22 protein-coding genes and 1 other RNA gene are annotated in these 23,094 nt (G+C 68.2%); 18 read left to right on the forward strand and 5 right to left on the reverse strand.

Annotated elements, in window-relative coordinates; genetic code table 11:
- Positions 1 to 61 precede the first annotated feature (61 nt).
- Entirely contained in the window at positions 62 to 1,960 is a 1,899-nt protein-coding gene (locus AC07NF_RS18380; protein WP_494629552.1) for a S9 family peptidase, read from the forward strand.
- Here the strand turns inward: AC07NF_RS18380 and AC07NF_RS18385 are convergent.
- Entirely contained in the window at positions 1,908 to 2,846 is a 939-nt protein-coding gene (locus AC07NF_RS18385; RefSeq protein WP_494629556.1) for an oxygenase MpaB family protein, read from the reverse strand. The genes AC07NF_RS18380 and AC07NF_RS18385 overlap by 53 nt on opposite strands.
- Before the next feature lie 219 nt (positions 2,847 to 3,065).
- The gene (locus AC07NF_RS18390; protein WP_494629559.1) at positions 3,066 to 4,553 is read right to left on the reverse strand and encodes a flavin-containing monooxygenase; all 1,488 of its coding nucleotides are present in this window, start codon (positions 4,551 to 4,553) and stop codon (positions 3,066 to 3,068) included.
- 119 nt (positions 4,554 to 4,672) lie between these two features.
- On the opposite strand from AC07NF_RS18390, the gene AC07NF_RS18395 reads away from it, so the two are divergent.
- From AC07NF_RS18395 to AC07NF_RS18460, 14 genes are all read left to right on the forward strand, one after another.
- Positions 4,673 to 5,566 carry a DMT family transporter gene (locus AC07NF_RS18395; protein ID WP_494629561.1) on the forward strand — a complete coding sequence of 298 codons (894 nt, stop codon included), beginning with the start codon at positions 4,673 to 4,675 and terminating at the stop codon, positions 5,564 to 5,566.
- Positions 5,567 to 5,575: 9 nt separating this feature from the next.
- Entirely contained in the window at positions 5,576 to 6,304 is a 729-nt protein-coding gene (locus AC07NF_RS18400; protein ID WP_494629564.1) for an N-acetylmuramoyl-L-alanine amidase, read from the forward strand.
- Positions 6,304 to 6,903, forward strand: a complete 600-nt coding sequence (locus AC07NF_RS18405) for an FMN-binding negative transcriptional regulator (RefSeq protein WP_494629568.1) — start codon at positions 6,304 to 6,306, stop codon at positions 6,901 to 6,903. Before AC07NF_RS18400 ends, AC07NF_RS18405 begins: the two co-directional genes overlap by 1 nt.
- Positions 6,904 to 6,952: 49 nt before the next feature.
- Positions 6,953 to 7,333, forward strand: an RNA gene (rnpB, locus tag AC07NF_RS18410) — RNase P RNA component class A.
- Positions 7,334 to 7,709: 376 nt separating this feature from the next.
- Positions 7,710 to 8,177 (forward strand): division/cell wall cluster transcriptional repressor MraZ, encoded by a 468-nt coding sequence (locus tag AC07NF_RS18415; RefSeq protein ID WP_494629571.1) that lies wholly within the window; start codon positions 7,710 to 7,712, stop codon positions 8,175 to 8,177.
- Positions 8,174 to 9,109 (forward strand): 16S rRNA (cytosine(1402)-N(4))-methyltransferase RsmH, encoded by a 936-nt coding sequence (rsmH, locus tag AC07NF_RS18420; RefSeq protein ID WP_494629574.1) that lies wholly within the window; start codon positions 8,174 to 8,176, stop codon positions 9,107 to 9,109. Before AC07NF_RS18415 ends, rsmH begins: the two co-directional genes overlap by 4 nt.
- Positions 9,106 to 9,570, forward strand: coding sequence for a cell division protein FtsL (gene ftsL / locus AC07NF_RS18425; protein WP_454714728.1), 465 nt, complete (start codon positions 9,106 to 9,108; stop codon positions 9,568 to 9,570). The genes rsmH and ftsL overlap by 4 nt, the downstream gene beginning before the upstream one ends.
- A complete protein-coding gene (locus tag AC07NF_RS18430; protein ID WP_492817030.1) occupies positions 9,567 to 11,336 on the forward strand; it encodes a peptidoglycan D,D-transpeptidase FtsI family protein in 1,770 nt (589 codons plus the stop codon). The genes ftsL and AC07NF_RS18430 overlap by 4 nt, the downstream gene beginning before the upstream one ends.
- Positions 11,333 to 12,793 carry a UDP-N-acetylmuramoyl-L-alanyl-D-glutamate--2,6-diaminopimelate ligase gene (locus tag AC07NF_RS18435; RefSeq protein WP_494629579.1) on the forward strand — a complete coding sequence of 487 codons (1,461 nt, stop codon included), beginning with the start codon at positions 11,333 to 11,335 and terminating at the stop codon, positions 12,791 to 12,793. The genes AC07NF_RS18430 and AC07NF_RS18435 overlap by 4 nt, the downstream gene beginning before the upstream one ends.
- Positions 12,786 to 14,171: a UDP-N-acetylmuramoyl-tripeptide--D-alanyl-D-alanine ligase gene (locus AC07NF_RS18440; RefSeq protein WP_494629581.1), complete on the forward strand. Its 1,386-nt coding sequence runs from the start codon at positions 12,786 to 12,788 to the stop codon at positions 14,169 to 14,171. Before AC07NF_RS18435 ends, AC07NF_RS18440 begins: the two co-directional genes overlap by 8 nt.
- Complete coding sequence (mraY, locus tag AC07NF_RS18445; RefSeq protein WP_494629583.1) at positions 14,171 to 15,283, forward strand: phospho-N-acetylmuramoyl-pentapeptide-transferase; 1,113 nt, start codon at positions 14,171 to 14,173, stop codon at positions 15,281 to 15,283. Before AC07NF_RS18440 ends, mraY begins: the two co-directional genes overlap by 1 nt.
- Positions 15,284 to 15,296: 13 nt before the next feature.
- Positions 15,297 to 16,712, forward strand: a complete 1,416-nt coding sequence (murD, locus tag AC07NF_RS18450; RefSeq protein WP_494629585.1) for a UDP-N-acetylmuramoyl-L-alanine--D-glutamate ligase — start codon at positions 15,297 to 15,299, stop codon at positions 16,710 to 16,712.
- A 187-nt stretch (positions 16,713 to 16,899) separates the two neighbouring features.
- The gene (rsgA, locus tag AC07NF_RS18455; protein WP_494655329.1) at positions 16,900 to 17,859 is read left to right on the forward strand and encodes a ribosome small subunit-dependent GTPase A; all 960 of its coding nucleotides are present in this window, start codon (positions 16,900 to 16,902) and stop codon (positions 17,857 to 17,859) included.
- 111 nt (positions 17,860 to 17,970) lie between these two features.
- Positions 17,971 to 18,288: a hypothetical protein gene (locus AC07NF_RS18460; RefSeq protein ID WP_494629589.1), complete on the forward strand. Its 318-nt coding sequence runs from the start codon at positions 17,971 to 17,973 to the stop codon at positions 18,286 to 18,288.
- Between the two features lie 14 nt (positions 18,289 to 18,302).
- Here AC07NF_RS18460 and AC07NF_RS18465 read toward each other — a convergent pair whose 3' ends face one another.
- Positions 18,303 to 19,319, reverse strand: a complete 1,017-nt coding sequence (locus AC07NF_RS18465; RefSeq protein ID WP_494629593.1) for a sensor histidine kinase — start codon at positions 19,317 to 19,319, stop codon at positions 18,303 to 18,305.
- A gap of 125 nt (positions 19,320 to 19,444) precedes the next feature.
- Here AC07NF_RS18465 and AC07NF_RS18470 point away from each other — a divergent pair, with 125 nt between their 5' ends.
- Positions 19,445 to 19,876, forward strand: coding sequence for a thioredoxin domain-containing protein (locus tag AC07NF_RS18470; protein ID WP_494629598.1), 432 nt, complete (start codon positions 19,445 to 19,447; stop codon positions 19,874 to 19,876).
- Here AC07NF_RS18470 and AC07NF_RS18475 read toward each other — a convergent pair.
- A complete protein-coding gene (locus AC07NF_RS18475) occupies positions 19,873 to 20,271 on the reverse strand; it encodes a hypothetical protein (RefSeq protein ID WP_494629601.1) in 399 nt (132 codons plus the stop codon). The two genes, AC07NF_RS18470 and AC07NF_RS18475, sit on opposite strands and share 4 nt — an antisense overlap.
- A gap of 112 nt (positions 20,272 to 20,383) precedes the next feature.
- Between AC07NF_RS18475 and ftsW the strand changes: the two genes are divergently transcribed.
- On the forward strand, positions 20,384 to 21,556 hold the full coding sequence (gene ftsW / locus AC07NF_RS18480) for a putative lipid II flippase FtsW (RefSeq protein WP_492817011.1): 1,173 nt from the start codon (positions 20,384 to 20,386) through the stop codon (positions 21,554 to 21,556).
- Position 21,557: 1 nt separating this feature from the next.
- Complete coding sequence (gene murG / locus AC07NF_RS18485; RefSeq protein WP_494629607.1) at positions 21,558 to 22,643, forward strand: undecaprenyldiphospho-muramoylpentapeptide beta-N-acetylglucosaminyltransferase; 1,086 nt, start codon at positions 21,558 to 21,560, stop codon at positions 22,641 to 22,643.
- On the opposite strand, the gene AC07NF_RS18490 is transcribed toward murG, so the two are convergent.
- Complete coding sequence (locus AC07NF_RS18490) at positions 22,640 to 23,080, reverse strand: ester cyclase (protein WP_494629610.1); 441 nt, start codon at positions 23,078 to 23,080, stop codon at positions 22,640 to 22,642. The two genes, murG and AC07NF_RS18490, sit on opposite strands and share 4 nt — an antisense overlap.
- Between the last annotated feature and the right edge of the window lie 14 nt (positions 23,081 to 23,094).

The following is a 23,094-nucleotide window of genomic DNA, read 5'->3' on the forward strand; positions in this document are numbered from 1 at the left end:
GCGGTTGCCAGCCAACCGCCAAGGGTTAAGCTCGCCTCCTCAAACAATCGGGGGGACGGCGATGAAGCTTCGTTCGATGTCGGTCGCGCTGTGCGCGGCGCTGCTGATGGGCGGCGTCGCGCCCGCCGCCCTGGCCCAGGTGAAGACCTATTCCGCCAAGGCGTTCTACGAGACCACCAGCTACCGGGCCGCGCCCGACGCCGGCTTCAGCTTCTCGCCGGACGGCAAGAGCTTGCTGATCTCCGGCGACCAGACCGGGGTCTACAACGTCTACAGCCTGCCGGTGGCCGGTGGAGCGGCCACGCCGCTGACGACCTCGACCACCAACGCCACCTTCGCCATCAGCTGGTTTCCCAAGGACGCCCGCGTGCTGTTCAGCGCCGACGGCGGCGGCAACGAGCTGAGCCACGTCTATGTGCGCGGCCTGGATGGCGCGGTGAAGGACCTGACGCCCGGCGACAAGGTCAAGGCCGGCTTCGTGGGCTGGAGCGCCTCGGGCGATCACTTCTGGCTCTACACCAACGAGCGCGACGCCAAGACCTTCGACGTCTACGCCTATGACGCCAAGACCTATGCCCGCACCCTGGTGTTTCAGAACGCGGGCTACGAGCTGGGCGACATCTCGCCGGATGGCGGGACCCTGGCCCTGTCCAAGCCGCGCACCAGCGCCGACGGCAACCTGTACCTCGTCGACCTGAAGGCCAAGGGCGAGCCCAAGCTGATCACGCCGCACACCGGCAACGTTTCGTACAACGTCTATGGCTTCACGCCGGACGGGAAGGCGCTGGTCTTCGCCACCGACGAGCATGGCGAGTTCAACCAGGCCTGGACCTACGCCCTGGCCGGCGGCGCCAAGGCCCCGCTGATCAAGGCCGACTGGGACGTCCAGGACGTCAGCTATTCCAAGTCGGGTCGCTACCGTGTCTCGGCCCTGAACGCCGACGCCTCGACTGAGCTGACCCTGCTGGACCAGAAGACCGGCCAGGCGGTGAAGCTGACCGGCCTGCCGGACGGCGACATCGGCGCCGTGCGCTTCAATCGCGACGAAAGCGCCATCGCCGTCGCGGTGGCCTCCGACACCTCGCCGGTCGACATCTTCGTGGCCGACCTCAAGACCGGCCAGGCCAAGCGCCTGACCAAGGCCCAGAACCCGGCCATCGCCGAGAGCGACCTGGTCGAGGCCAGCGTGGCGCGGTTCAAGAGCTATGACGGGCTGGAGGTGCCGGGCGTGCTGTACCGGCCCAAGGACGCCTCGGCCGCCAAGCCGGTTCCGGCCATCGTGCTGGTCCACGGCGGTCCCGGCGGCCAGAGCCGCAAGGGCTACAACCCGATGGTTCAGCACCTGGTGAACCACGGCTACGCGGTCTATGCGATCAACAACCGGGGCTCGTCGGGCTACGGCAAGACCTTCTTCCACCTCGACGACAAGAAGCACGGCGACGTCGACCTGAAGGACGTGGTGGCCTCCAAGGCCTGGCTGCAGGGCCAGGACTGGATCGCCGACAACGGCATCGCGGTGGTCGGCGGCTCGTACGGCGGCTACATGACCGCCGCGGCCCTGGCCTTCCAGCCCGAAGTGTTCGACGCCGGCATCGACATCTTCGGGGTCACCAACTGGGTGCGAACCCTGACCTCGATCCCGCCGTGGTGGGCCTCGTTCAAGGAGTCGCTCTATGACGAGATGGGCGACCCGGCCACTGACGGCGTGCGCCACCGCGCCATCTCGCCCTTGTTCCACGCCAAGAACATCAAGAAGCCGCTGCTGGTCATCCAGGGCGCCAACGACCCGCGCGTGCTGAAGGTCGAGAGCGACGAGCTGGTCGCCGAGGTCAAGGCGGGCGGCACGCCGGTGGAGTACGTCGTGTTCCCCGACGAGGGCCACGGCTTCCTCAAGCGCGACAACCGCATCAAGGCGTCGGATGCGTACGTGGACTTCCTGGATAAGTACCTGAAGAAGTAGAGGCGGCCAGCAGCCGCGTCTGCTCGGCGCGGCTGCGGTACAGGAAGTCGTACGGCAGCCCCAGGCGTACGCTGGCCTGGCTAGGCGGGGAGCTCTTCACCGGGATCTTCTCGGCCAGCCGGCCGGCGGCCTTCAGGGCCAGGCGGTCGACGGTGGTCAGGTCGTACTCGGCGCCCAGTCGCAGCCGCTCGCGCACGATCGGCGGCAGCAGCGACACCGACGCCCGCGCCAGGGCCTTGTGCAGGAACTTCGGCGCCGCGGGCGCGGCCTGGCCCGACTGGATGATGTCCAGGAACTCGCCGACGATCGGGTGCGGCTCGAAGCGGGGCGCGAGCTTGTCCATCATCGCCATGAAGTCGGCCTGGGAGGAGGGCGAGTACTTCACCCCGTAGAGCCGTGCGATCGGGTGGGCTTCCTCGTAGAAGCGGGTCTTTTCGGCCTGCGTCAGCGGTTCGACGAAGCGGTCATAGGCGTTGAGGAAACCGTAGCCGGCCGTGGCGCTGACCCAGTCCAGCAGCTCGACATCCAGCGCCTTGTAGGCCTCGCCCTTCGGCGTCTGGCCCGCCACACGCGTGTGCATGTTGGTGACGCCCTGGATCACCCGCCGGGCGGCGGCCTGTGGGCCATAGACCCCGACCATGGCGGCGATGCCGGTGCGCTTGGAGCGTCCGATCGGATCGACCTTATAGGTCGAGTGGTCCCAGACGCCCGAGCGGATCCGCGCGTCGGCGAACTCCAGCAGCACGGCGGCCACGCCCCCGACCGCCAGGGCGATCGGGTTCTTGTAGACCCGCCAGTGCATCGAGCCGGGGTCCAGATAGGCGGGCTCGCCGGGCGGATTGGCGTAGTCGATCTTCCAGCCCAGGTACGAGGACGGTTGCGCCATACGCGATCTCCTTCCCGTAGAAAGGTCGGGGGCGGGGCCGGAGTTCACAACCTATCAAATTCGATAGGGAAACTTCTTGTCCCTCAGCCAACCCACAATCCGCCTTCCTCGCCCTTGTGGCGAGGACCCATGGCGCCGCCAGGCTCGGCGCTCATCGAGATGCGCAGAGTGGGCGGAGCGCTGGGCCCTAGGCACAAGGCCTAGGGAAACAAAGAGGGGTTACGCGGCCTTGGCGGTGACGGGCTGCGCCTTCACCCCCGTCTTCTTCCCGAACTCCATCACCCCGTCCTCGACCTTGCCGAAGCGCAGGGCCACCAGGTCCAGGGCGTAGTTCTGGTGCACCTTCCACGGCTTGCGCAGGCCTTGCTTGGGGAACTGGTCCATCGAGCGGATGACGTAGCCGGATGAGAAGTCCAGCCACGGCGCGACCTCCATCGCCCCGTCGATGCGCGGCACGCAGTAGTCGGCGCCGGCGCGGTCCAGGCTGTTGAGCAGCCGGCAGACATATTCGCTGGTCAGGTCCGCCTTCAACGTCCAGCTGGCGTTGGTGTAGCCGAACGCCGAGGCCAGGTTCGGCACGTCGCTGAACATCATGCCCTTGTAGCTCATCGACTCCGACAGCTGGGCCGTCCTGCCGTCGACCACGACCTCCATGCCGCCGATCAGCTGCAGCTGCAGGCCCGTGGCGGTGACGATGACGTCGGCCTCCAGGGTCTTGCCTGACTTCAACAGGATGCCGCCCTCGGTGAAGGTCTCGATATGGTCGGTGACCACCGAGCTCGTGCCGGCCTTGATCGAGGCGAATAGGTCGGCGTCCGGCACCAGGCACAGCCGCTGGTCCCACGGGTTGTAGCGGGGCGTGAAGTGGGTGCCGATGTCGTAGTCCGGCCCCAGGTGGTCGCGCACCATGCCCAGCAGCCGTTCCTTGACCTTCTCCGGCTTCTTCCGCGCCATGTTGAAGAACAGCATCTGGAAGAGGACGTTCTTCCACCGCGTGATGCCATAGGCGGTCATGGCCGGCAGCTTGGAGCGCAGCCAGTTGGCCACCCCGTCCTCGGCCGGACGCGAGACCACATAGGTCGGCGAGCGCTGCAGCATGGTGACGTGGGCGGCGGTGCGGGCCATCTCGGGGACCAGCGTCACGGCGGTGGCGCCGCTGCCGATCACCACGACCTTCTTGCCGGCATAGTCCAGATTTTCCGGCCAGTGCTGCGGGTGGACGACCTGGCCCTTGAAGCGGTCGGCGCCGGGGAAGTCGGGCGTGTAGCCGGCCGAGTACCGGTAATAGCCGGCGCACATGTAGAGGAAGCCGCAGCTGTACTGGACGATCTGCCCGTCGTGCTCGGCCTCGACCGTCCAGGTCGCCGTCTCGGTGGACCAGCTGGCGCGCTTGACCAGGTGCTTGAAGCGGATGTGGCGGTCGACATCGTGCTCGCGGGCGGTCTCGCGCACGTAGCCCAGGATCGACGGTCCGTCGGCGATGGCCTTGGCGGCCTTCCACGGCTTGAAGCTGTAGCCCAGGGTGTACATGTCGCTGTCGGAGCGGATGCCGGGATAGCGGAACAGGTCCCAGGTGCCGCCGATCGCCTCGCGCCCTTCCAGGATCGCATAGGTCTTGCCGGGGCAGTGCTTCTTCAGGTGATAGGCCGCGCCGATCCCCGAAAGCCCCGCGCCCACGATCAGGACGTCGACATGTTCCATGGTCATTTCGTTTCCCGCCCGGTCTGGATGCCCGCCGGTTGACCCGGCGTGGCTGTATGTGAACAGTGTTCACTAACAAACGACCGTTTTGACCGAACGTCAACTGCGGCCTATCGGGTCACTTCATGTCTCTTCGCGACTTCGGCATCCTGGTCCTCGTCTGCCTGGTCTGGGCCAGCAGCAACATCATTTCCAAGCTGGTCGTCGCCCACTGGGGCGTGCCGCCGCTGTATTACGCCGCCGTGCGTTTCGCGGTCGTCGCGATCCTGACCCTGCCGTGGCTGCTGCCCGCGCCGCGGCCGACCTGGCGGATGGTGCTGGTGGGCTTGCTGATGGGCGGCGGCAACTTCGCCCTGCTGTTCATGGGCTTCCAGACCGCCTCGCCGTCGGCGGCCTCGGTGGTGATCCAGGTCGGCGTGCCGTTCACGACCCTGCTGTCGGTGCTGATCCTGGGCGAGAAGATCCGCTGGCGGCGCGGCCTGGGCATCGCCCTGACGCTGCTGGGCGCGGTGGTCGTCATGTGGAGCCCCAAGGGGCTGGAGCTGTCGGCGGGCCTCTGGCTGATCGTCGCGGCCGCCTTCACCGGCTCGCTGGGCGCGGTGCTGATGAAGCAGGTCGAGGGCGTGAAACCGCTGCAGTTCCAGGCCTGGGTGGGCTTCTCGTCGTTCTGGCCGCTGGCGGCGATGAGCGCTTTCATGGAGCCGGGCCAGGTCGCCGCCGGCGTCCAGGCGGGCTGGCCCTTCATCGGCGCGGTGCTGTTCTCGGCCCTGGTGGTTTCGGTCGTGGCCCATACGGCCTATTACGGGCTGATCCAGCGTTACGAGGCCAACCTGATCGCTCCGCTCACCCTGCTGACGCCGCTCTTCACCATCCTGCTGGGCGTGCTGATCACCCACGATCACTTCGATCTGCGGATGGGGATCGGCGCGGCGCTGGCCTTGCTGGGTGTTCTGATCATCGCGCTTCGGCGGAATCAGGTCATGCCGCTACTGATGTCGATCCGGAACCGCGCCCAATGAGCTTGGCCAATGAGCATTAGTGTCATCGAGGCCCCGTCGCCCAATTTCGACGCCCGCAAGGCCGTGCCCGACACCGTGGTGCTGCACTATACGGGCATGGAGACCGGCGAGGCGGCGATCGAGCGCCTGCGCGATCCCGAGGCCAAGGTCTCGGCCCACTACTGCGTCGAGGAAGACGGCCGCATCTTCCGCCTGGTGCCCGAAGAGCGCCGCGCCTGGCACGCGGGCGCGGCCTTCTGGAAGGGCGTCAAGGACATCAACTCGGCCTCGATCGGCATCGAGATCGTCAATCCCGGCCACGAGTTCGGCTATCGCCCGTTCCCCGAGGCGCAGATCGCTTCGGTGATCAACCTGCTGGCCGACGTGCGCTCGCGCTGGATGATCCCCGACAGCCGCATCCTGGGCCACTCCGACATCGCCCCCGCTCGCAAGATCGATCCGGGCGAGCTCTTCCCGTGGAAGCGTCTGGCCGAGAGCGGCCACGGTCTGTGGATCGAGCCGGCCCCGTCGCCCGGCGCGCCACTGGGCCAGGGCGAGGAGGGGACCGGCGTCTTCGCCCTGCAGGCCGGCCTGACCCGCTTGGGCTTCGACTGCGCCCCGACCGGCAAGTACGACGAGTGGACGACGACCGTGGTCGGCGCCTTCCAGCGCCACTGGTTGCAGAGCCGCTTCGACGGCATCGCCGACGGCGAGACCCGAGCCCGACTGGTGGGCCTGCTGCGCGCGGCGGCCGAGTAATGCATCCGGACAATCGCTTCCGCGTCGAGGACCGCGCGATCCTGCTGGACTTCATCGCCGCGCATCCGTTCGTGACCTTTGCGGCGTCCGTCGGCGGCCGGCCGTTCGTGGCCCAGAGCCCGGTGGTGATCCGCGACCTGGATGGCGAGATCGCCCTCGACTTCCATCTGTCGCGCGGCAACGTCCTGACGCCACACCTGACCCAGGGCTTCCGCGCCGTGGCCCTGGCCACGGGCCTGGACGCCTATATCAGCCCCGACTGGTACGAGATCGCCGACCAGGTGCCGACCTGGAACTACCAGTCCGTCGAGGCCGAAGGCTCGGTCGCGCCGCTGAACGACGAAGAGCTGATCGCCCTGCTCGACGACCTCTCGGCCCAGGAAGAGGCGCGGCTGCTGCCGAAGAAGCCCTGGACCCGCGACAAGATGAAGCCCGGCAAGTTCGAGAACCTGCTGCGCGGCATCCAGGGCGGCCGCCTGTTCGTCGAGCGGCTGGAGGGCACGTTCAAGCTCTCGCAGAACAAGAACGACGCCGATCGCCTCGGCGCGGCCAAGGGCCTGGGCGATCATCCGATCGCGGACCTGATGCGCGGCCTCTGACGCTGAAGCGTTGACCTTTGGGCTCCGCGCCGTCAAACACCCTCCCGGACCAGATGGTCGGGCGGTCGCGTCGTCTTCGGACGCCGAGGAAAGTCCGGGCTCCACGGTGACAAGGCGGTGGGTAACGCCCACCGGGAGCGATCCCAGGGATAGCGCCACAGAAAGCAAACCTCCTCCCTACGGGGCGGGAAGGGTGAAAGGGTGGGGTAAGAGCCCACCGCGGACCTGGCGACAGGGACGGCATGGCAAGCCCCGCCTGGAGCAAGACCGAATAGGGACCCCGCGCCGACCTCGCGTCGGATAGGCCGTCACTGGCTGAGAGGGTCCGGGTAGGTCGCGAGAGCCGTCCAGCAATGGCCGGCCTAGAGGAATGATCGTCGCCGTTCTTTCGGGAGCGGAACAGAACCCGGCTTACAGATCATCTGGTCCATATAGACCCTCCCCCTGACGGGGGAGGTGGCGCGAAGCGCCGGTGGGGGAAGTGCTTGAGCGCTTGCTCCTTCCCCCTCCGTCGCCGCTACGCGCCGACACCTCCCCCGCTAGGGGGAGGGTCCCTTATCGCCGTCCCCAAAACTGACCTTCATTGGGCCGGAATGACACCGCCCAAGACCTCCGTTCAATCAGTTCTGTGTATGTTCTGTGGATTAACTATCACGCTCCGTGAACAAGGGGTGCGACACCTTTGAATTCTCGATGAAATGGGCCTTGGTGTCATTGTCTCCCAATTCATCCCATGTTAACCCAATTGCCATCGGGGCGATGTGTTGGGTCGCCGACCGACTTGGGACTGGCGGGGTTCGGCTTCAGTGTTTCTCTCGACGTTCGAGAAACAGCTCGACAGCAAGCGGCGCATCGTTGTGCCGCAGGAATTCCGCGCGGCTGTCTCGGGCATGTTCGACGGGATCTTCTGTTTCCCCGCCATCGAGGCCGACTGCCTGGAAGCTGGCGGAAAAGCCTTGTTCGACCGTTACTTGGGCGTGATCGAGGAGCTGCCGTTTGGCGATCCGACGCGCTCGGCCCTGGAGGTCAGCATCCTGGGCGGCATGTCCAAGCTGTCGTTTGATACAGCTGGTCGCATTACGCTGCCGGATCACCTGTGCGAAATGTGCGGTCTCACGGATTGGGTGACCGTCGTCGGTATGGGTGAGCGTTTTCAGATCTGGTCCCGCGAAGCCTTCCAGGCCCATCGCGCGGTCCAGCGTGATCTGGCCCGGGAAGGCTTGGCCGCCCTGCGCGTCCAGCAGCGCCAGGCCAAGCTGGGGAGCGCCTCGTGAGCGACGCCCCGCACATCTCGGTCCTGCTGGATGAGGTCGTCGAGGCCCTGGGCGCCAAGCCCGGCGAGACCATCATCGACGGCACCTTCGGCGCGGGCGGCTATACGCGCGCCATCCTGGCGACCGGCGCGAGCGTGGTCGGTTTCGACCGCGATCCGACCGTGCTGCGCTTCACCGAAGGTCTGCCGACCGACCGCTTCCGCCTGATCCAGGACCGCTTCTCGCAGATGGCCGAGCATTTCGCGCCGCAGTCGGTCGACGGCGTGGTGCTGGATATCGGCGTGTCGTCCATGCAGCTGGACGAGGCGGAGCGCGGTTTCTCGTTCATGCGAGACGGTCCGCTGGACATGCGGATGAGCGACACCGGCCCGACCGCCGCCGACCTGGTCAATACGCTGGACCACACCGAGCTGGCCCGCATCCTCTACGTCTACGGCGAGGAACATGCCTCGCGCCGGATCGCCAGCTTCATCATCCGCCGCCGGGAAGAGCGCCTGTTCGAGCGCACCCTGGATCTGGCCGAGGTGATCGAGCGCGCCCTGGGCGGTCGCAAGGGCGCCAAGGTCCATCCGGCCACGCGCTCGTTCCAGGGCCTGCGCATCGCGGTCAATGACGAGCTGGGTGAGCTGGAGGCGGGTCTCGACGCCGCCGAGCGGATCCTGAAGCCGGGCGGGCGCCTGGCGGTGGTGACCTTCCACTCGCTGGAAGACCGCATCGTCAAGAATTACCTGGCCGAGCGGGCAGGGCGCACGCCGGGCGGCTCGCGCCACCTGCCGCAGGCGCCGACCGGCGCGCCGGCCAGCTTCCAGCTGATCGCCAACAAGGCCATCGCGCCGGGTGAGGCCGAGCTGGCCGTGAATCCGCGCGCGCGTTCGTCCAAGCTGCGCGCCGCCGTGCGTACCGAGGCTCCCGTTTGGGAGGCCCTGGCATGAGTGTCTCGGGCCTCTTCAATCGCCGGGTCCGGGGCTTCCGCATCGTGGAAGTCGCGGGCGTGGGCATCCTGCTGACCCTGTTCACCAGCGTCTACCTGGCCAAGACCTTCGCCGGTCGCGAGCTTCAGGAGATCGGCCGCATCGAGCAGGAGATCGGCAACGAGGGCGTCCGCAAGCGCCTGCTCGAGGCCGAGGTCGCCCACCTGGAGCAGCCGCGCCGCATCGAGCAGCTGGCGCTGATGATGCAACTGAAGCCGATCGCGCCGGACCATGAGATCACCGAGGACGCCCTGATCGACGTGGCGCGCCGCCGCGAGCTGCCACGCGCCCCGATCTCGGCCGCGCCGGTCGGGCCCGAGGACCTGGCCGCCGATGGCCCCGAGGCGCTGCCGGACGACGCCAACCTGCCGCCTCCGCCGCCGCCGCCCCCGCCGCCCCAGATCCCGGCGGCGCCGCGATGAGCCTCTCCAACCTCGGGCCCGGTGGTTTCCAGTCGCCGTTCTGGCGGTGGCTGATCGAGCGCGTCTGGCGCCTTGAGCACGCCTTCGAGCGCTCACGCGCTCAGGCCAAGCCCGAAGACGACACCCGCATCCGCATCTTCCTGGTCATGGGCTTCTTTGGCCTGTGCTTCGTCGGCGTGGGCCTGGGCGCGGGCTGGGCGGCGCTGTTCTCGAATGCCGGGCGCGGCAACGGCTACGCCCAGGGCGCCGAAGGCGCGCGTGGCGACCTGGTCGACCGCAACGGCAAGCTGCTGGCCGTCGACCTGGCCCACTACGCCCTCTATGTCGATCCGCGCGAGGTCTGGGACGCCAAGGAAGTGCGCCGCGCTCTGGGTAAGGCCCTGCCGCAGGTGCCGGCCAAGCGCCTGGACAAGGCCGTGTTCGGCGACCACCGCGCCTTCGTCCTGGGCGGCCTGACGCCCGACGAAAAGGACGCCATCTTCAACCTCGGTTTGCCCGGCATCTCATTCGAGGAGCAGGAGCGCCGGATGTACCCGATGGGCCCGACGGCCGCGCACCTGGTCGGCTTCGTCGACAGCGGCGGCAAGGGCCTGGCCGGCGCCGAACGCGCTCTGGACGATCCGATCCGCAAGGCCGCGGGCGGGGAAGGCGGCCCGACCCAGCTGTCGATCGACGTGCGCGTGCAGGCGGCCCTCGAGGACGAACTGCGCAAGGCCACGGCCGACTTCACGCCCAAGGGCGCGGTGGGCCTGGTCACCAACGTCCACACCGGCGAGATCCTGGGCCTGGCCAGCTATCCGGACTACGACGCCAACAAGGCGGGCGAGGCCACCGACGACCAGCGCCTGAACCGCGCGGCCGCCTCGGTCTATGAGATGGGCTCGACCTTCAAGGCGTTCACCGTGGCCATCGGCCTGGATACCGGCGTCGCGACGCCGTCCTCGACCTTCGACGCGCGCGAGCCGTTCAAGCTGGGCTATCGCACCATCCACGACTACCACGCGGCCAAGGCTATCCTGACCCTGGTCGAGGTGTTCAAGCACTCGTCGAACATCGGCACGGCCATGCTGGCCGAAAAGATCGGCGGCGAACGGCTGTCCAAGTACTTCACCGCTCTCGGCCTGACCAAGCCGGCCAAGGTCGAGCTGATGGAGTCGGCCCGTCCGCTGACCCCGCGCAAGTGGGACATGGACGCGGTGGCCTCTACCTCGTTCGGCCACGGCATGAACGTCAGCCCGCTGGCCCTGGCCCAGGCGATGGGCGCGCTGCTGAACGGCGGCGAGTCGATCCCTCTGACCATCCGCAAGCTGCCGCCGGGCGTGCGTCCGGAAGGCAAGCGGGTAATCTCCGAGAACACCTCGGCCGAGATGCTGAAGATCATGCGCGCCAACGTCATTCCGGGCGAAGGCGGCAGCGGCGGCAAAGCCGACGTGCCGGGCCTGTCGGTCGGCGGCAAGACCGGCACGGGCGAGAAGTACGACCCCTCGATCCGGGGCTATAATCACCAGCGTCAGGTCTCGTCGTTCGCGGCGGTGTTCCCGACCGACGGGCCGCTGGAGGCCGACCGCTATTTCGTGCTGATCCTGATGGACGAGCCGCATGGCAACGCCAAGTCGGCCGGCTTCTCGACCGGCGGTTGGGTCGGCGCGCCGCCGGCCGGCAAGGTGATCGAACGCATCGCGCCGTTCCTGGGCGTGCAACGCAAGACGCAGCTGGTGACCATCGCCAGCCCACCGAAGAACGCCGTACCGGAGGCGGGGCTATGACCAGACATCTGTCGGAACTGTTCAACCGTCCCTTCGTCAATGACCCGGTGATCGCCGGCGTCACCGCCGACAGCCGCAAGGTCACGGCCGGCTGGCTGTTCGCCGCCCTGCCGGGCACCAAGGTCGACGGCCGAGACTTCGCGCCGGGCGCGGTGGCCAAGGGCGCCGCCGCCGTGCTGGCTCCCGAGGGCGGGCTGGAAGGCCTGGGCGTGCCGGTGGTCCGTTCGGAAGACGCCCGTCGCGCCTACGCCCTGGCCTCGGCCGCCTTCTGGGGCAAGCAGCCGGCCATGTGCGTGGCCGTCACCGGCACCAACGGCAAGACCTCGGTCGCCGGCTTCGCCCGCCAGATCTTCGCCAAGCTGGGCCACAAGGCCGCCAGCATGGGCACCCTGGGCGTGGTGGTCAGCGAGAAGGGCCAGCCCGACCAGCAACTTACCCCGCCCGGCCTGACCACGCCGGACGCCGGCGACGTCGCCGAGATGGTCGCGCGCCTGGCCGAGATGGGCGTCACCCACCTGGCCCTGGAAGCCTCCTCGCACGGCGTCGACCAGCGTCGCGTCGATGGCGTGAAGCTGCGCGCCGCCGGCTTCACCAACTTCACCCAGGACCACCTCGACTATCACGGCTCTATGGAAGAGTACCGGGCCGCCAAGCTGCGCCTGTTCGACACCCTGACGCCGGGCGGCGCGACGGCGGTGCTGAACGCCGACAGCGACGCTTTCCCCAACTTCGCCGCCGCCGCCGTCACCTCGGGCCAGAGCATCTTTTCGGTGGGCGAGGACGGCCAAGGCCTGCGCCTGATCTCGCGCACCCCGACCCCGGCCGGCCAGGACATGGCGGTCGAGATCGATGGCGACATCCACCACATCGCGCTGCCGCTGGCGGGCGCCTTCCAGGCCTCGAACGTGCTGGTCGCCGCCGGCCTGTGCATCGCCGCCGGCGAGGACCCCGCGTCCGTGCTGAAGGCCCTCGAGACGCTGGAGGGGGCCGCCGGTCGCCTGCAGCGCGTCGGTCGCGGCCCCAAGGGCGGCGAGGCCTATGTCGATTACGCCCACACGCCCGATGGTCTGGAGACCGTGCTGGAGGCTCTGCGTCCGCACACGCGCGGCAAGCTGATCGCCGTGTTCGGCGCTGGCGGCGACCGCGATCGCGGCAAGCGTCCGCTGATGGGCGCCATCGCCGCCAAGCTGGCCGACATCGCCATCGTCACCGACGACAACCCGCGTTCGGAAGAGCCCGCCTCGATCCGCGCCGCCATCCTGGAAGCCGCGCCGGGCGCCCGCGAGATCGGCGACCGCCGCGCCGCCATCCGCGCCGCCGTCCAGCTGATGGGCGAGGGCGACGTGTTGGTCATCGCCGGCAAGGGCCACGAGCAGGGGCAGATCGTGGCCGGCGTCGTCCACCCGTTCGACGACGTGGCCGAAACCCTGGAAGCGCTGGAGGGCGTGCATGCCTGACGCCCTCTGGACCGCTGAAGAGATCGCGCAGGCTGTCGGCGGCAAGGTCGCCGGCGACTTCGCCGTCACGGGGATTTCGATCGACACCCGCAGCGTCGAGCCGGGTGACCTGTTCGTGCCGTTGGTCGGCGCGCGCGACGGCCACGACTTCGTCGGCCAAGCCGTGGCCGCCGGCGCGACCGGCGTCCTGGCCGCCAAGGCTGTGGACGCTCCGGCCGTCATGGTCGAGGACACCTTCAAGGCGCTCGAGCTGCTCGGCGTCGCCGCTCGCGAACGCGCGCCCCAGTGCAAGCGCGGGGCGGTGACCGGCTCGGTCGGCAAGACCAGTGTCACCCGCGCCGTCGAAGCCGGCCTGCGCCTGGCGGGCAAGGCCCACGCCTCGGTGAAGAGCTACAACAACCACATCGGCGTGCCCCTGACCCTGGCCCGGATGCCGCGCGACACTGAGCGCGCCGTGTTCGAGGTCGGCATGAACCACGCCGACGAGATCACCCCGCTCAGCCAGTTCGTCCGCCCGCACGCCGTGGCCATCACCACGGTCGGCCCGGTGCACCTGGAGAACTTCCCGAACGAAGAGGGCGTGGCGCTGGCCAAGGCCGAGATCTTCGCGGGGCTGGAGCCTGGCGGCGTCGCCGTTCTCAACGCCGACAACAAGTGGTTCGAACTGCTGCGCGGCGAGGCCGCCAAGGCCGGCGCCCTGGTCTGGAGCTTCGGCGAGGCCGATGGCGCGACCGCGCGCCTGACCGGCTTCACCGTGGACGGCGAGGGAGCCACCGTCTCGGTCGAGCTGCGCGGCGAGGCGATCAGCTTCCCGATCCGCCAGACCGGCGTGCACTGGGGCCCCAACAGCCTGTGCGTCCTGTTGATGCTGGAAGCCCTGGACGTGCCGCGCGAGACGGCGCTGGCGGCCCTGGCCGCCTTCGCCCCGATCGAGGGCCGCGGGGCCGAGAAGACGGTCCGCATCGACGGCGGCGCCTTCACCCTGGTGGACGAGAGCTACAACGCCAATCCGGTCTCGATGCAGGCCGCCTTGAAGACGCTTGGCGCGCGCAAGGTCGCCGGCCGACGGGTCGTCGTGCTGACCGACATGCTCGAACTGGGCGAGGGCAGCGCGGCGTTTCACGCCGAGCTTGCAGGCCCGATCGACCGTGCAAACGTTGACGTGGTTTTTCTCGCAGGCGTCCACATGAAATCGCTGTGGGAGCAGCTTCCGCCGACTCGGCGAGGCGGCTACGCGGAAGTTACTGAAAAGTTAACGGCGCAGCTGGCGGGGGCGATCCGTCCAGATGACGTGGTGATGGTGAAGGGGTCGAATGGCTCCAAGGCCGGGGTTCTCGCCCGGGCCCTGGCGGCGCTCGACCTTGGGGAACAGGGCTGATGCTGTACTTCCTGTATGAATGGCTGGCGCGCTCGCAAGAGCATGTCCCGGCGATGAACCTCTTGAAATACCTGACCTTTCGGTCGGGCATGGCGATGCTGACCGCCTATATCGTCGCCGTCGCGATGGGCTCGCGCTTCATCCGCTGGATGAAGGCCAAGCAGGGCAAGGGCCAGCCGATCCGCACCGACGGCATCGCCCGTCACGTCACCGAGAAGGCCGGCACGCCCACCATGGGCGGCTTCATGATCCTGGCCGGCCTGTTCGTCGGCTCGCTGCTGTGGGCGGACCTGCGCAACATCCACGTCTGGGTCGTGCTGCTGATCACCGGCAGCTACGGGATCCTGGGCTTCATGGACGACTACGCCAAGGTCACCAAGCAGACCACGGCCGGCCTCTCCAGCGTGCAGAAGCTGGTGGCCCAGTTCGCGGTGGCGATCATCGCCGCCGTCATTCTCATCCTGTTCGCGCCCAAGTCGCCGATGACGCCGGGGATGGAGACCAGCGTGGTCTTCCCGATCTTCAAGGCGCTGGTGATCAATCTGGGCTGGTTCTACGTGGTGTTCGCGGCGGTCACGATCGCCGGCTTCTCCAACGCGGTGAACCTGACCGACGGCCTGGACGGCCTGGCCATCGTGCCGGTGATGTTCGCCGCCTCGACCTTCGGCCTGATCGCCTACCTGGTCGGCAACTACAAGTTCGCGGACTATCTGAACCTGCACTTCGCGCCGGGCGTGGGTGAGCTGGCGGTGCTGTGCGGCGCCATCATCGGCGGGGGCATGGGCTTCCTCTGGTACAATGCCCCGCCGGCCAAGATCTTCATGGGCGACACCGGCTCGCTGGCCCTGGGCGGCGCGCTGGGCGCGATCGCCGTCTGCGCCAAGCACGAGCTGGTCCTGGGCATCGTCGGCGGCCTGTTCGTGGCCGAGGCGCTCAGCGTCATGATCCAGGTCGCCTACTTCAAGAAGACCGGCAAGCGGGTCTTCTTGATGGCGCCGATCCACCACCATTTCGAGAAGCTGGGCTGGGCTGAATCCACCGTCGTGATCCGGTTCTGGATCGTGGCGATGATGCTGTCCTTCGTCGGCCTCGCCACCCTGAAGCTGCGCTAGGAGCCCTGAGAGCATGATCCCCGTCCGCGGATTCGAGGACAAGACCGTCGCGGTGTTCGGCCTGGGCCGCACCGGACTGACGGCCGCGCGCGCCTTGATCGCGGGTGGGGCGAAGGTCGCCCTATGGGACGAGAAACCGGAGAGCCGCGAAGCCGCGGCCGCCGAGGGTTTCCCCGTCGTCGACCTGCAGGCCGCCGACTGGAGCCAGTTCGCCGCCCTGATGCTGTCGCCGGGCGTGCCGCTGACCCATCCCAAGCCCCACTGGACTGTCGAGAAGGCCAAGGCCGCCGGCGTCGAGATCCTGGGCGATGTCGAGCTCTTCGCCCGCACGGTCAACGCCGCGCCGGTGCACAAGCGCCCTAAGATTATCGCCATCACCGGCACCAACGGTAAGTCGACGACGACCGCCCTGATCGGCCATCTGTGCGCCTCGGCGGGCCGCGACACCCGCGTCGGCGGCAATATCGGCCAAGGGGTCCTTGGTCTTGAGGACATGCACGGCGGCGCGGTCTACGTGCTGGAGCTGTCGTCCTACCAGCTGGACCTGACGTCCAGCCTGCACCCCGACGCGGTGGTGCTGCTGAACATCTCGCCCGACCACCTGGACCGTCACGGCGGCATGGACGGCTACATCGCCGCCAAGCGCCGGATCTTCCTGAACCAGGGCAAGGGCGACACGGCGATCATCGGCGTCGACGACGCCTGGTGCCAGCAGATCTGCACCGAGATCACCGCCGCCAACCGCCGCACCATCTGGCCGATCAGCGCCGGCAAGGCGATGGGCCGGGGCGTCTATGCGCTGCAAGGCGTGCTGTACGACGCCACCGGCGAGCGCGTGGTCGAGGTCGCCGACCTGCTGCGCGCCCGCAGCCTGCCGGGCCGTCACAACTGGCAGAACGCCGCCGCCGCCTATGCCGCCGCGCGCGCCATCGGCATCTCGGTGTCCGACGCCGTCGACGGCCTGATGACCTTCCCGGGCCTGGCCCACCGGATGGAGACGGTCGGCAAGATCGGCAAGGTCCGCTTCGTCAACGACAGCAAGGCCACCAACGCCGACGCCGCCCGCCAGGCGATGTCGTCCTATCCCAAGTTCTACTGGATCGCCGGCGGCGTCGCGAAAGCCGGCGGCATCGACGACCTGAAGGACCTCTTCCCGCGCATCGCCACGGCCTACCTGATCGGCGAGGCCGCCAACGTCTTCGCCACCACCCTGGCCGGCAAGGCGGAGGTCAAGATGAGCGTGACCCTGGAGAAGGCCGTGCAACAGGCCTATGCCGACGCGGCGGCCAGCGGCGAGGAGGCGATTGTGCTGCTGTCGCCGGCGTGCGCATCGTTCGACCAGTTCTCGGATTTCGAAGCGCGGGGTGAGGCGTTTCGGGCGGCGGTGAACGGACTGGTTGCCGGGGGCGGCAAGGCGGCGGTGGCTTAGGCCACACGGCGCCGGTGTTATCGCCGTCCAATCCTCGGCTAGACGCACAAGGCGTTTGCGATGGGATGCACCTGACTTGATCGAGCAATATGGATGGTCCGACCTGTTGGCGCGGGCTTTCGAGCCCCACGCGCGGGCCGGCCACGCGCCTGGTCGCGTCGTCGTCCAGCAGCGAAGCGGATATCTGGTGGCCACCGACCAGGGCGAGCTTCGCGCGAAGCTCTCGGGCCGGGCGCGCCATGAGGCGCGCGAGGCCGGCCACCCCGCCGTGGGGGACTGGGTGGCCTTGTCGATGAACCTTGAGGAAGGCTCCGCCACCATCCATGCCATCCTGCCGCGCCGCACCGCCTTCGTGCGCCGGGCCGTGGATGGCGTGCAGACGCCGCAGGTCATCGCCGCCAATATCGACGTGGCTTTTATCGTCACCTCGATGAACGCCGACCTCAATCCTCGCCGTATCGAGCGCTATCTGGCCGCCGCCTGGCAAAGCGGCGCTCAGCCCGTCGTCGTGCTGACCAAGTCGGATCTGTGCGCCGACCCGCAGGCCCAGGTCGCCGAGATCGAGGCCTTGGCGGCCGGCTGTCCAGTTATCCTCGTGTCGGCGCGGCAGGGTCTGGGTCTGGACGCCTTGTCGGCCTATCTGACCGAGGGGCGGACCTGCGTGCTGATCGGCTCTTCCGGGGCGGGAAAGTCCACCTTGGTCAATGCTTTCCTGGGCGAGCAGCGCATGGCCGTGGGCGCGATCCGCGAGGCCGACGACCAAGGCCGCCACACCACCAGCCACCGCGAACTGATCCTGCTGCCCGGCGGTGGGCTGATCGTCGATACGCCCGGCATTCGGGAGGTTGGCCTGATCGAAGCGGACGAAGGCGTCGACACGGTGTTCGACGATATCGAGCAACTGGCCGAAACCTGCCGGTTCAACGACTGCGGTCACGGCGGCGAACCCGGCTGCGCGGTTCAGGACGCTCTGCGTAGCGGAGCGCTGGACCACAAGCGCTGGGACCACTTCCAGAAGCTCAAGCTGGAACTGGCCGCTGTGGAAGGAAAGGCCGAGCGCCAGGCCAAGGACGCGGAACGTCGCCGCCTCGGCGCACAGCAAAAGGCTTATCGCACAACAAAAAAGGACAGCCGCGGCGGCGACTGATCTTCGGCGGCGCCGGGGCTCTCGCCGTTCTTGTAAGAAGTTTTTTCAGAATACGGGCCGCTTCCGCGAACGAACGGGTTAGGGAAGGGGACAGACCTGAAAGAGATCACCATGCCAGCCTTCACCATTGTCACCACCAGCGCGACCCAGGGCAGCGATGCGGCCGAAGTCAGCACACTGACGGCCGACTTCGGCGACAAGAGCGAAGCTCAGGGCTATTCGCGCCGGATGGCCGAGGAGATGATCGAAATGGCCCATCAGCTCTCGCTCGACTTCGACTACAGCAATGTCGGGCTCTATGAGGGCGACTTGATCGACGAGGACGTCGACCCGGCCCATCCCGCATTCGTCGGAGCGTGGGTGCTGGACGAGGAGGGCGCCGCCTTCGTTCCCGCCGACGAATTCCGGGAAGTCGCTACCGAGGCGTAGCGGCCGGGCGGGCCTCACCCCAGCGGCATGAACGCATCCACCTTGTCCAGCGCCGCCAGCGGAGACCGGATCGAGCACCTCAGCCCCTCGGTCCGGTAGTCCACCTCCACCGCGCCGCCCAGCTCGTTGGGCAACGCCGTCTCGACGATCCGCGAGCCGAAGCCGCGCTTCTCCGGCGGGCGCACCGCCGGGCCGCCGCGTTCGGCCCATTCGATGTAGAGCTCGTTGCCGGGCTGGATCGACCAGCGGATGTCGACATGACCGTCGGCGGCCGAGAGGGCGCCGTATTTCAGGGCGTTGATGGCCAGTTCGTGGAAGGCCAGGGCCATGACCACTGCCGGCTTGGGCGAGACCTGCAGGTCCTGGCCGGTAATGGTCAGCTGGCTGGGATTGGCGCTGTAGGGCGCGACCGAGCCGTCGACGATCTGGCGCAGGCTGGCGGCGGACCAGTTGTGATCCGTGAGGACGTTGTGGGTGGCGGCGATGGCCATCAGCCGGCCTTCCAGGGCGTCGCGCACGTCCGAGCCGACGCCGGCGTTGCGCAGCGACTGCTTGGCGATCGACTGGACGGTGGCCAGGGTGTTCTTGACCCGGTGGTTCAGCTCGTTGACCAGCAGCTGGCGGTGGCTCTCGGCCAGGCGTTCGCCGGTGACGTCGCGTGAGGTGGCCAGCACGCGGGTGACGCGGCCGTTCTCCAGGATCGGCGAGACGGTGGTGTCCCACCAGCGCGGCGCGCCCTTGGCCGTGGGGCAGAACGCGCGGAAGGCCACGGCATGGCCGGCCTGGGCGGTGCGCAAGGCTTGCTCGACGGCGTCACGGCTCTGCGGCGGCCACATGTCAGGCCAGTAGCGTTGGCGGTTGCGGCCGTCGAAGTCGTCGATCTCGAACAGGCTCTTGCCCTGGGCGTTCATATATTCGACCGCGCCCTCGGGGCTGATCACCCGGATGCAGTCCTGACTGGCCTCGACCACGCTGAGGAAATAGACCCCTGCGCCTTCCAGCACGGTCTTGTCGGATCCCTCGTCAGCCACACATACGCCCCTACAACCCTGACCATGATCACCGGCTGGCCGGCGAATTCAAGCTGAGCCATTCGTGTTTCAGGGGAACAGCCTTCTAAGCACGAGTGTTCGAAGGGCGAAGGAGGCCCGAAGCCATGTCACAGGTCGTTTGCGTCGCGTGCGGCGCCGGCAATCGCCTGCCGCAGGACCGCGATCCGCTGTCGGCCAAGTGCGGCAGCTGCAAGGAATCGCTGTTCACCGGCAAGCCGACGGCGGTGACCGGCGCCGATCTCGCCCGCCATCGCCGGCTGACCAAGGGTACGGCCCTGTTGCTGGACGTCTGGGCGCCGTGGTGCGGACCCTGCCGGACCATGGCTCCACACTTCGAGGCCGCCGCCCGTCAGCTGGAGCCGGCCGTGCGTCTGCTGAAATTGGACTCGGAAGCCGAACCCGCCGCCGCCGGGGCGCTGAACGTCAGCAGCATCCCGACTCTCATCCTGTTCAAGGACGGCGCGCCCGTGGCTCGCCAGGCGGGCGCGATGAGCACGGCCCAGATTGTCGCCTGGACTAGGCAGGCGCTGGGCTAGTCGAACATCTCGGAGAGGTCCTCGAGCAGCTCCTTGCGCCAGGCCGGGAGGTTCGGGTCGGCGTGGACCGCCTGGAAGCGGTCGAAGGCCTGTTCGATGTCCTCGCCGTCGGCTTCCTCGACGGTCTCCAGAGCCTGCAGAGCCTCGTGGGCGACCTCGAAGTCGGCGGTCAGGACAAGCTCGACCAACAGGCCGACATGGTCCGAGCAGTCCAGATAGCCCAGGGCGTGGACCAGCGTGCCGCGCTTGTCGATGAGGTCCGGGCGCTGGATCAGGCGGGCCAGCACGACGTCCAGGCCTTGTGTCTTCTGCTCGGCCAGCTTCAGCGCCAGGGTGTTGCGTTCGGCCGCGTCGGCGGTCGTTTCGAGCGTGCGGAGGTCGTCGGAGGCGGACATGAGCCTCTCCTACCTCGGATCGGGTCGTCTTCCACGCGCTTTTCGCCGCATGTCCACCGGCGTACAACGGCGCAGCAAGCTTTGATTAACCCTGCGGTCCGACTCTCCGGCCATGGCCTCCAACGCGACACATGCCTTCGCCCGCACCGACCGCACCGCGCTCGGCATCTGGTGGTGGACGACCGATCGCTGGTTGCTGGGCGCCACCGCGCTGCTGGTGACCCTGGGCATGCTGCTGTCGTTCGCCTCGAGCCCGGCCGCAGCCCAGCGGATCGGCATCGACGACCAGTTCCACTTCGCCATCCGCATGTGCTTCTTCGCCACCGCCTCGACGGTGGTGATGCTGACGGTGTCGATGCTGTCGCCCAAGGGCATCCGGAGGGCGGCGTTCTTCATCTACATCGCCGCGATCGCGATCATGATCGCCCTGCCGTTCATCGGCCACAACGCCAAGGGCGCGACGCGCTGGCTGCAGTTCGGCGGCTTCACCCTGCAACCGTCCGAGTTCATGAAGCCGGCGCTGATCGTGCTGGTCTCGTGGATGTTCTCGGAAGGCCAGAAGGGCGAGGGCGTGCCCGGCGTGTCGATCGCCTTCCTGCTCTATTTCATCGCCGTGGCCCTGCTGCTGGTGCAGCCGGACGTGGGCCAGACCGTGCTGATCACCATCGCCTTCGGGGCCGCCTTCTGGATGGCTGGGGTGCCGATCTCGTGGATCATGGGCCTGGGCGCTGTGGCGCTGGCGGGCCTGGGCTCGACCTACTTCCTGTTTGACCACGTGCATGCCCGCGTGCAGAAGTTCCTCAGCCCCGACCAGGCCGACACCCACCAGATCACTCGCGCCGCCGAGGCCATCCGGGCCGGCGGCCTGTTCGGGCGCGGGCCGGGGGAGGGCGTCATGAAGCGCCACGTGCCCGACCTGCACACCGACTTCATCTATTCGGTGGCGGCCGAGGAATACGGCCTGATCTTTTCGTGGGCCCTGATCGCGCTGTTCGCCTTCGTCGTGGTGCGCGGGCTGTACAAGGCCATGAAGCTGAACGACCCGTTCGAGCAGGTCGCGGCGGCCGGTTTGTTCGTCCTGGTGGGCCAGCAGGCCATCATTAACATCGCCGTGAACTTGAACATGATCCCGACCAAGGGCATGACGCTCCCGTTCATCAGTTACGGGGGCTCTTCGATGCTGGCGATGGGTTTGACGCTGGGCATGGCCCTGGCCTTGGTGCGTAAGCGCCCCGGCGCCTACGGGGCGACGGGCGAGTTCAGCCTGGGCGGCGCGTTCGCCTGATATGAGCAAGCTGGCAGTCGTCGCCGCCGGGGGAACCGGCGGCCATATGTTCCCCGCCCAGGCGCTCGCTGAAGCCCTGGCCGCGCGCGGTTGGCGCGTCGTGCTGGCCACGGACGATCGCGGCGCGCTGTACGCCGACAAGTTCCCGGCCGAAGAGCGCCTGGCGCTGTCGGCCGCCACGGCCAAGTCCAACGACCCGCTGGGCATGATCAAGGCCGGCTTCGTCGTCATGCAGGGCGTGATGGAGGCTCGCGCGGCCTTCAAGCGCCTGGACCCGGCCGTCGTGGTCGGCTTCGGCGGCTATCCCGCCCTGCCGGCCCTGCTGGGCGCGCTCAGCCAGAAGCGCCCCACGGTGATCCACGAGCAGAACGCGGTCCTGGGCCGCGTGAACCGCTTCCTGGCCCCGCGCGTCAACGAGGTCGCCTGCGCCTTCCCGACGCTGCAGATGGCCAAGCCGGCGGTGAAGGCCAAGGCTCACGTCGTCGGCAATCCCGTGCGCCCGCCGGTGCGGGCGCTCTACGACGTGCCCTACATCGCCCCGGAAGTGCAGCTGCGCATTCTGGTGACCGGCGGCAGCCAGGGCGCGCGCCTGCTGTCCGAGCTGATCCCGGAAGCCATCGCCAAGCTGCCCGAGGACATCCGCGGCCGCCTCAAGGTGTTCCAGCAGGCCCGCGCCGAGAGCATGGAAGGCGCGCGCAAGACCTATCGCAACGCCATGGTCGACTGCGAGGTCGCGCCGTTCTTCCGCGATATGGCCGGCTATCTGCGCCAGGCCCACCTGGTCGTCGGCCGCTCGGGCGCGTCGACCTGCACCGAGCTGGCCGTCGCCGGCCGGCCCTCGATCCTGGTGCCGCTGAAGATCGCCGCCGACGACCACCAGCGCTTCAACGCCAAGCTCCTGGAAGAGGCGGGCGGCGCGGCCGTGTGTCTGGAAGACGAACTGACGGTCGACGCCATGGCGGGGGCGCTCAACGCCCTGCTCAAGAACCCCGAACGCCTGGCGCGGATGGCCGAAGGCGCGCGCAGCGTGGCCACGCCGGACGCGGCCGAGAAGCTGGCGGACCTGGTGGAGCGGACGGCGCGCTAGCGGCCTTCCGCCCCCAGCTGGCGCAGGAAGCTGCGATAGTCCGTGCGCACGAACTCCTCGATCAGTCGGCCCTGGTCATCGAAGCGGAAGATGTTGATCAGGTCCCAGGTGACCCGCGCGTCGTTGGGCGGCAGCGGGCCGGCGGGCGACATCGTGAAGTCGCGGACGAAAGTCCCTTCGATCCAGGTCTGGCAGGCGACCGTATCGCCGTCGACGACGATGATGCCGCGCCGAATGGTCCGGTCGTCGAAGGCCGCGCGGATCGACTCGAAATAGGCGTTCAGCCCCGCATAGTCGGTCTCGAAGCCATCCGGTCCGTGGAAGCGGAAAGTCTCGGTGTCGAAATAGCTGGCGATCTCGTCGGCCGGCGCGCCGGCGACCTCGGCCTCGCCGGCCTTGACCAGACGGTCGATCAGGATTTCGCGGGACAGGGTCATGCCGACAGAGCGCG

It is taken from the genome of Caulobacter sp. GW821-FHT10A06 (genome assembly GCF_059415805.1).